Origin of the sequence: Aquabacterium sp. (genome assembly GCF_014378415.1) — a bacterium.
Lineage (GTDB): Bacteria > Pseudomonadota > Gammaproteobacteria > Burkholderiales > Burkholderiaceae_C > Aquabacterium.
The window spans coordinates 21,238-29,206 of sequence record NZ_JACMNS010000210.1; the positions used below are offsets into that span (position 1 = coordinate 21,238).

Annotated in this window: 8 protein-coding genes; 7 read left to right on the forward strand and 1 reads right to left on the reverse strand. The window is 60.3% G+C overall.

All coding sequences use genetic code 11. From position 1 onward, the window contains the following. Positions 1 to 11: 11 nt before the first annotated feature. Genes H7225_RS18140 through H7225_RS18170 form a run of 7 tightly spaced genes read left to right on the forward strand, consistent with a single transcriptional unit; the run spans position 12 to position 6,936 of the window. Entirely contained in the window at positions 12 to 668 is a 657-nt protein-coding gene (locus H7225_RS18140) for an NADH-quinone oxidoreductase subunit J (RefSeq protein WP_290664410.1), read from the forward strand. Continuing rightward, positions 665 to 976 carry an NADH-quinone oxidoreductase subunit NuoK gene (gene nuoK, locus H7225_RS18145; RefSeq protein ID WP_230179292.1) on the forward strand — a complete coding sequence of 104 codons (312 nt, stop codon included), beginning with the start codon at positions 665 to 667 and terminating at the stop codon, positions 974 to 976. Before H7225_RS18140 ends, nuoK begins: the two co-directional genes overlap by 4 nt. Positions 977 to 1,003: 27 nt before the next feature. Further along, positions 1,004 to 3,004 (forward strand): NADH-quinone oxidoreductase subunit L, encoded by a 2,001-nt coding sequence (gene nuoL / locus H7225_RS18150; RefSeq protein WP_290664412.1) that lies wholly within the window; start codon positions 1,004 to 1,006, stop codon positions 3,002 to 3,004. Between the two features lie 24 nt (positions 3,005 to 3,028). After that, positions 3,029 to 4,507: an NADH-quinone oxidoreductase subunit M gene (locus tag H7225_RS18155; RefSeq protein ID WP_290664430.1), complete on the forward strand. Its 1,479-nt coding sequence runs from the start codon at positions 3,029 to 3,031 to the stop codon at positions 4,505 to 4,507. 14 nt (positions 4,508 to 4,521) lie between these two features. Continuing rightward, positions 4,522 to 6,003 (forward strand): NADH-quinone oxidoreductase subunit NuoN, encoded by a 1,482-nt coding sequence (gene nuoN, locus H7225_RS18160; RefSeq protein WP_290664414.1) that lies wholly within the window; start codon positions 4,522 to 4,524, stop codon positions 6,001 to 6,003. Positions 6,004 to 6,009: 6 nt separating this feature from the next. Then, positions 6,010 to 6,324: a DUF2818 family protein gene (locus H7225_RS18165; RefSeq protein WP_290664416.1), complete on the forward strand. Its 315-nt coding sequence runs from the start codon at positions 6,010 to 6,012 to the stop codon at positions 6,322 to 6,324. Positions 6,325 to 6,336: 12 nt separating this feature from the next. Next, the gene (locus H7225_RS18170; RefSeq protein WP_290664418.1) at positions 6,337 to 6,936 is read left to right on the forward strand and encodes an NUDIX hydrolase; all 600 of its coding nucleotides are present in this window, start codon (positions 6,337 to 6,339) and stop codon (positions 6,934 to 6,936) included. Between the two features lie 19 nt (positions 6,937 to 6,955). Here H7225_RS18170 and H7225_RS18175 read toward each other — a convergent pair whose 3' ends face one another. After that, positions 6,956 to 7,558: a PEP-CTERM sorting domain-containing protein gene (locus H7225_RS18175; RefSeq protein ID WP_290664420.1), complete on the reverse strand. Its 603-nt coding sequence runs from the start codon at positions 7,556 to 7,558 to the stop codon at positions 6,956 to 6,958. Between the last annotated feature and the right edge of the window lie 411 nt (positions 7,559 to 7,969).

The window sequence follows — 7,969 nt, forward strand, 5'->3', positions numbered from 1 at the left end:
CCGACAAACACATGGACACCTTAACTGCGCTCTTCTACGTTTTTTCCTTCGTGCTCCTGTTCGCGGCTTTTCGCGTGATCACTGCGAAAAGCCCGGTCAGTGCGGCCCTGCACTTGGTGCTGGCCTTCTTCAGCGCGTCGTGCATCTGGATGCTCCTGCAAGCCGAGTTCCTGGCCATCGCGCTGGTGCTCGTCTACGTGGGGGCGGTCATGGTGCTGTTCCTCTTCGTGGTGATGATGCTGGACATCAACATCGACTCGATCCGCCAGGGCTTCTGGAAGCACTTCCCGATGGCGGGTCTGATCGGTGTGGTCATCGCCCTGGAAATGGCTTTCGTGCTGACCCGTGGCTTCGACCTCGGCCAGCCCAAGGCCTTCCCGCCTGACGTGGCCAAGTACCCCAACACCAAGGCGTTGGGCATCGAGCTCTACACGCACTACCTGTTCCCCGTGCAGATCGCCGCCGTCATTCTGCTGGTGGCCATCATCGCGGCCATCGCCCTGACCTTGCGTCGCCGCAAGGACGCGCACTATCAGAACCCCGCCGAGCAGGTCAAGGCCACCAAGGCCGACCGCCTGCGTGTCGTCAAGGTGGATGCTGTCGTCGAGAAGCCTGCCGCCCCCGTGGATTCAACAACCCCCGCCAACCCCGCTGGAGGTCAGGCATGACCGCTGTGACCCTTGGACACTACTTGTCACTGGGCGCGATTTTGTTCGCCATGTCCGTGATCGGTATTTTCCTGAACCGCAAGAACCTGATCGTGCTGCTGATGGCCATCGAGCTGATGCTGTTGGCCGTGAACATGAACTTCGTCGCCTTCTCCCATTATTTGGGCGACATGGACGGACAGGTATTCGTGTTCTTCATCCTGACGGTGGCGGCCGCCGAATCGGCGATTGGCTTGGCCATCCTCGTGGTGCTGTTCCGCAATCGGCAATCGATCAACGTGGACGAGCTCGACACCCTCAAGGGTTAATCGGCTGACGCTAGGAGAACCATAACAATGTCAGAGCTCACTCTCAACAACCTGCTGGTCGTGCCCCTTGCACCGCTGGTGGGTTCGATCGCCGCCGGTCTGTTCGGCAAAGCCATTGGCCGCCGCGGATCGCACGTGTTGACCATCCTCGGTGTCCTGATCGCCTTCATCTTCTCGGCCATGACGCTGCAAGCGGTGGTCCAGGACGGTGCTTATTTCAACCAGACGGTCTACGAATGGATGACGCTGGGGTCGCTGAAGATGGAGGTCGGCTTCTTGGTCGATGGCCTCACCGCCATGATGATGTGCGTGGTGACCTTCGTCTCGCTGATGGTGCACATCTACACCATCGGCTACATGCAAGAAGACGACGGCTACCAACGCTTCTTCAGCTACATCTCGCTGTTCACCTTCTCGATGTTGATGCTCGTGATGAGCAATAACCTGCTGCAGCTGTTCTTCGGCTGGGAAGCGGTGGGCCTGGTGTCTTACCTGCTGATCGGCTTCTGGTTCAAGAAGCCCACGGCCACCTTTGCCAACATGAAGGCCTTTTTGGTCAACCGCGTGGGTGACTTCGGCTTCATCCTGGGCATCGGCCTGATCGTGTCTTTCGCGGGCACCTTGAGCTACACCGAGATCTTCGCCAAGTCGCACGAGTTGGCCGCCTTGACGCTGCCCAAGACCGACTGGTCGCTGATCACGGTCATCTGCATCTGCCTGTTCATCGGCGCGATGGGCAAGTCGGCGCAGTTCCCGCTGCACGTGTGGCTGCCCGATTCGATGGAAGGCCCGACCCCTATTTCTGCGCTGATCCACGCTGCCACCATGGTGACGGCCGGCATCTTCATGGTCTCGCGCATGTCGCCGCTGTTCGAGCTGTCCGACGCCGCGCTGAACTTCATCGTGGTGATCGGTTCGATCACGGCGCTGTTCATGGGCTTTCTGGGCATCATTCAGAACGACATCAAGCGCGTGGTGGCGTATTCCACGCTGTCGCAGTTGGGTTACATGACCGTGGCCCTGGGCGTCTCGGCCTACAACGTGGCTCTGTTCCACCTGATGACGCACGCGTTCTTCAAGGCGTTGCTGTTCCTGGGGGCCGGCTCGGTCATCATGGGCATGCACCACGACCAAGACATCCGCAACATGGGCGGCCTGCGCAAGTACATGCCCATCACCTGGATCACGTCCTTGCTGGGCTCGCTGGCCCTGATCGGCACGCCGTTCTTCTCGGGCTTCTATTCCAAAGACAGCATCATTGAAGCGGTGCACGCCAGCCATTTGCCGGCCGCAGGCTTTGCCTACTTCGCCGTGATTGCCGGGGTGTTCGTGACGGCGTTCTACAGCTTCCGGATGTACTTCCTGGTCTTCCATGGCAAGGAGCACTTCCACCACAAGCCTTTCCCGCCGGAAGACGATCACCACGGTGACCATCACCACGCCCACACGCCGCACGAGTCGCCCTGGGTGGTGACGGTGCCGCTGGTGCTGTTGGCCATTCCCTCGGTCGTGATCGGTTGGCTCACCATCCAGCCCATGCTGTTTGGCGACTTCCTCAAGAGCGCGATCTTTGTCGATCTGGAACGCCATCCCGCGATGGAAGAGTTGGCGCATGAGTTCCACGATGCCACCGCCATGGCCTTGCACGGCCTGAGCACGCTGCCATTCTGGCTGGCGTTGGGCGGTGTGGTCACGGCTTACGTGTTCTACATGGTGGCCCCGCAGATCCCGGCCTTCTTTGCCCGCGTGCTGCGCCCCCTGATCGTGATCGGCGAGAACAAGTACTACCTCGACTGGTTCAACGAAAAGGTACTGGCCGCTGGCGCCCGCCTGCTGGGCCGCGGCCTTTGGAAGGTTGGCGACGAGGCCATCATCGATGGCGTGATCGTGAATGGCTCTGCCAAGCTCGTCGGGCTGATCAGTTCTCTCGTCCGCCTGTTCCAGACCGGATACCTCTACCACTACGCGCTGGTCATGATCCTGGGGGTGTTCGCCCTCATGACATGGTTCGTGTTCATGCACCATTGAGCGCGGGACCAGTTCATGCAAACAATGTCCAATACCCTTTCTCTGGCCATCTGGATCCCGGTGGCATTTGGGGCTTTGCTGCTGGCCATCGGCCGTCAGGAAAACGCCAACGCCTCCCGCTGGATCGCGCTGATCGGCGCCATCGTCGGCTTCCTGGTCACCATCCCGGTGATGGTGGATTTCGACACCAGCACGGCAGCCATGCAGTTCGTCGAAAAATCGTCATGGATCGAGCGCTTCAATGTGTTCTACCACCTGGGCGTCGATGGCATCTCGATGTGGTTCGTGCCGCTGACGGCCTTCATCACCATCATCGTGGTGCTGGCCGGCTGGCAAGTCATTGAAGACCGCCCGCACCAGTATTACGGCGCCTTCCTGATCCTGTCGGGCCTGATGATCGGCGTGTTCTCGGCGATCGATGGGCTGCTGTTCTACGTCTTCTTTGAAGCCACGCTGATCCCGATGTACATCATCATCGGTGTGTGGGGCGGACCACGCCGCGTGTATGCGGCGTTCAAGTTCTTTTTGTACACGCTGCTCGGCTCGCTGCTGATGCTGATCGCGTTGATCTTCCTGTACTACAAGTCGGGTGGCAGTTTCGACATCCAGACTTGGCACAAGCTGCCTTTGCCGGCCCTGGCCCAGGCCCTGCTGTTCGGTGCCTTCTTCGCGGCCTTTGCCGTGAAGGTGCCGATGTGGCCAGTGCACACCTGGTTGCCCGATGCCCACGTTGAAGCACCCACCGGTGGCTCGGTCGTGCTGGCCGCCATCATGCTGAAGCTGGGCTGCTACGGCTTCCTGCGTTTCATGTTGCCCATCGTGCCCGATGCCAGCCGTGAGTTCGCGCCCGTGGTGATCACCCTGTCGCTGATCGGCGTGATCTACATCGGCCTGGTGGCCCTGGTGCAGCAGGACATGAAGAAGCTGGTGGCTTATTCGTCCATCGCGCACATGGGTTTCGTCACCCTGGGTTTCTTCATCTTTAACGAGCTGGGCATGTCCGGCGGCCTGGTGCAGATGATTGCCCACGGCTTCGTGTCGAGCGCCATGTTTCTTTGCATCGGCGTGCTGTACGACCGCGTTCACTCGCGTGAGATTTCCAGCTACGGCGGCGTGGTCAACACCATGCCCAAGTTCGCGGCTTTTGCCTTGCTGTTCTCGATGGCCAATTGCGGCCTGCCGGGCACCGCGGGTTTCGTCGGCGAATGGATGGTGATCCTGGGCGCCGTGCAGTTCGACTTCCTCATCGGCCTGCTGGCCGCCACTGCGCTGATCTTTGGCGCGGCTTACACGCTGTGGATGTACAAGCGCGTGTACCTGGGCGACATCGCCAATGACGATGTGCGTGGCCTGACCGACCTCAATGCACGAGAATTTTTGATCATGGCCATCCTGGCCGTTGCTGTGCTTTGGATGGGCATCCAGCCCAAGCCTTTCACCGACGCGATGCACGTGTCCGTGACCGAGCTGCTCAAGCACGTCGCACAAAGCAAGTTGAACTAAGACCCGAGAACAACATGACACAACTGAACTGGCTCGCGGTCGCCCCCGAGATCTTGTTGCTGGCCATGGCCTGCGTGGTCGCGCTGGTGGATCTTTTCGTGACCCACCCGCGTCGCTTGCCGACCTACATCCTGACCATGGTGTCGCTGGCTGCCGTGGCTGGCCTGCACCTGGGCGCGTTGGACGTCAGCAGCTCCAGCTACGCCATGCAGCGCATGGTGGTGACCGACCCGATGGGGCACCTGCTGAGCCTGTGCGCGACCTTGGCCGTGATGGCCAGCCTGGTCTATTCGCAGACCTATGCCGGCGCGCGCGACATCCTCAAGGGCGAGTTGTTCACCCTGAGCATGTTCTCCTTGCTGGGCATCTCGATCATGATCATCGGCAACAACTTCCTGACCATCTACCTGGGTCTGGAGTTGATGTCGCTGTCGTCGTACGCACTGGTGGCCTTGCGCCGTGACCATTCGCAATCGACTGAAGCGGCCATGAAGTATTTCGTGCTGGGTGCGTTGGCCAGCGGCTTCCTGCTGTATGGCCTGTCGATGATGTACGGCGCCACGGGATCGCTCGACTTGGGTGAGGTCTACAAGGCCACGCTGTCCGGCCAGATCAACAAGCAAGTGCTGGTGTTCGGCCTGGTGTTCATTGTCTCTGGCTTGGCATTCAAGCTGGGCGTCGTGCCTTTCCACATGTGGATTCCTGACGTCTACCAAGGTGCGCCCACGGCGGCCACCTTGATGGTGGCGGGTGCGCCCAAACTGGCCGCGTTCGCGATCACCATCCGCCTGCTAGTGGAAGGACTGATCAACACCGCCACCGACTGGCAGCAAATGCTGATGATCCTGGCCGTGGCCTCGATGGCGCTGGGCAACCTCGCGGCCATCGCGCAGACCAACCTCAAGCGCATGCTGGCCTATTCGGGCATTGCGCAACTGGGCTTCATGCTGCTGGGCTTTGTGCCCAGCGTGGTGTCGGGCAACACCTTGTCATCCAGCAATGGCTATGGCTCGTCCTTGTTCTACGTGCTGACGTATGTGCTGACCACCTTGGGCACCTTCGGCATCATCATGTTCCTGTCGCGCCCGGGTTTTGAATCCGAGCAGGTGTCCGACCTGGCGGGCCTGAACAAGCGCAGCCCACAGATGGCCGCCGTGATGGCGATTTTCATGTTCTCGCTGGCGGGCTTGCCGCCCACCGTGGGTTTCTACGCCAAGTTGGCGGTGCTGCAATCGCTGGTCACCACCAGTTCGGCCTTGCACTTGCAGTTGGCCATTGCCGCCGTGCTGTTGTCGCTGGTGGGCGCCTTCTACTACCTGCGCATCGTCAAGGTCATGTACTTTGATGAGCCCACAGACAACACACCGGTCACGGCCAGTGGTGAAGCCCGTGCCTTGCTGTCGGTCAACGCCATCGCGGTGTTGGGTCTGGGCATTTTGCCCGGCGGCCTGATGGCCTTGTGCGCGCGCGCCATCACTCAGTCGTTGGCAGGCTGATCGCGCATGGGCGGTTTGATCCCGGTTTGGGCGGTCTTCGCCGTGGTGGCGGTGGCCATCCTGGCGGCCAACGCGCCTTTCCTGAATAACCGCCTTTTCTTGCTGGGCCCCACGAGGGTGCCCAAGTCGCTCTTCGTGCGGCTGCTGGAGTTGCTGGTGTACGCCAGCCTGGTCTTTGGCCTGGGGCGCGCCCTGGAGGGGCAGTTGGGCCAAGCCAGCCCCCAGCGCTGGGAGTTTTATGCTGTGGGCACGCTGACGTTCCTGACCCTGGCCTTCCCGGGGTTTGTGTGGCGCTATCTGCGCCGCAACGCGGTGCATTGAACTGATTGCCTGATGATGAGCCAGCCCACGCCAGCCTTCAACGACGACCACCTGCGCGAAGAGACCATCGAATCGACGAAGGTCTACCAAGGCCATTTCATCGACCTGCGCCGAGACCGCGTGCGTTTGCCCAACGGCCGTGAAGCTGCACGCGAGTACGTGGTCCATCCTGGCGCGGTGATGATCATTGGCATCCTGCCGGATGGTGGCCTGGTGATGGAGCGGCAGTACCGCTATCCCGTGCGCCAGACCATGATTGAGTTCCCCGCTGGCAAGCTGGACGCGGGCGAGGGTGGACTGGCTTGCGCGCAACGCGAGTTGTGGGAAGAAACCGGCTACCGCGCCAAGCGCTGGGCCAAGGCCGGGATCATGCACCCCGTGATCGGCTATGCCACCGAGATCATCGAGATCTGGTTCGCCGATGACTTGACGCTGGGTGAGCGCCACCTGGACGATGGCGAGTTCCTGGATGTGTTCACGGCCACGGCCGACGAGTTGGACCTGTGGATGCAGCAAGGCTTGCTGACCGATGCTAAGACCATTGTCGGGATGATGTGGCTCAAGCAGTGGCGCGCCGGGGCCTGCCAGTTGGACTGGCAGACCACCGACTGAACTGGCTTATTGACCTGGCTTACTGAGGCTTGGTGCGGCGGCTCAACGCTGCCACCAAACCGAGGCCCAGCAGAGCCAGAGCATAGCTTTCGGGCTCAGGCACCGCAGTGATGCTGATGTTGTCCAGCCCGACGACATTGGCGCTGCCCGTCAGGTCGAACGAACGTGCGACACCTGTGAAGTTGAAAGTTGTGGACGTCCAGACGTCGTAGCCCGTGCCGTTGCTCACCAGATCGAAGGAGCCCAGCAGGTCACCGGTGCCATTCAGGCCAGAGTAAGCCTTCACCGCGCCCAAAACCTCGGATGGGCTGGCGTAGTAAAAAGAAAGGGTGCTGTCGACACCAGCGGCGACGTTCAGGAAGGCCGTGGTGTTCAGCACGCCATCAAGTTGTGCCATTGCAACGCCGACCATGGAAGGCGCGCCACTGTAATAAGTGAAGTCGTTGTCATTCGACACGCCCAGCACATTGGTGAAGGACACGCCGTTGGCGGCGTAAACGTTGTCGATGGCATCGCCGTATTGCCAGTTTTGTTCGAAATCCAAGAGCACGGTGGAGGCCGAAGCCATGGCGGGTGCAGCAGCGACGGCAACCAGGAAAGAGATGGCAGGTAACAGCTTCATTCAGAACTCCAGTGGATGGGGATATGAGCTCAGTCTATGAAGCGATGGCGACAAATGTATGAATGCAGCTTCTTGCGCACTGAGCCGTTTGATTGGCCATGGGCTGCCAGCTTTTCTGGAAGGTGCAAATCGGACCATCCGGCGGCAACCTTAGTCACGGTCAGGTAACGATTGGTGCCTAACCTTCTTCGGTCTATCGGCGTTTTGCCAAATTCAGATCGAACTAGGAGCTGTCAGCATGGAATTCAAATTCAGCAAGAGCCAGGTCACCCTCGCGGTGATCTCGTTCATTGGCGCAGCCACCCTGGCCAGTGCGCCCACATTGGCCACGGCTGCCAAGGCATCTGGCAACTATGTTGCTGGTGACTTTCACAACCACACCACCTGCTCGGATGGCTCCATCTCGATGCA

What these genes read in the sequence shown, in the direction of transcription:
- nuoN (WP_290664414.1), top strand. Translation starts at nt 4,522, where the DNA reads ATGACACAACTGAACTGGCTCGCGGTCGCCCCCGAGATCTTGTTGCTG.
- nuoK (WP_230179292.1), top strand. Translation starts at nt 665, where the DNA reads ATGACCGCTGTGACCCTTGGACACTACTTGTCACTGGGCGCGATTTTG.
- H7225_RS18170 (WP_290664418.1), top strand. Translation starts at nt 6,337, where the DNA reads ATGATGAGCCAGCCCACGCCAGCCTTCAACGACGACCACCTGCGCGAA.
- nuoL (WP_290664412.1), top strand. Translation starts at nt 1,004, where the DNA reads ATGTCAGAGCTCACTCTCAACAACCTGCTGGTCGTGCCCCTTGCACCG.
- H7225_RS18155 (WP_290664430.1), top strand. Translation starts at nt 3,029, where the DNA reads ATGTCCAATACCCTTTCTCTGGCCATCTGGATCCCGGTGGCATTTGGG.
- H7225_RS18140 (WP_290664410.1), top strand. Translation starts at nt 12, where the DNA reads ATGGACACCTTAACTGCGCTCTTCTACGTTTTTTCCTTCGTGCTCCTG.
- H7225_RS18175 (WP_290664420.1), bottom strand. Translation starts at nt 7,558, where the DNA reads ATGAAGCTGTTACCTGCCATCTCTTTCCTGGTTGCCGTCGCTGCTGCA.
- H7225_RS18165 (WP_290664416.1), top strand. Translation starts at nt 6,010, where the DNA reads ATGGGCGGTTTGATCCCGGTTTGGGCGGTCTTCGCCGTGGTGGCGGTG.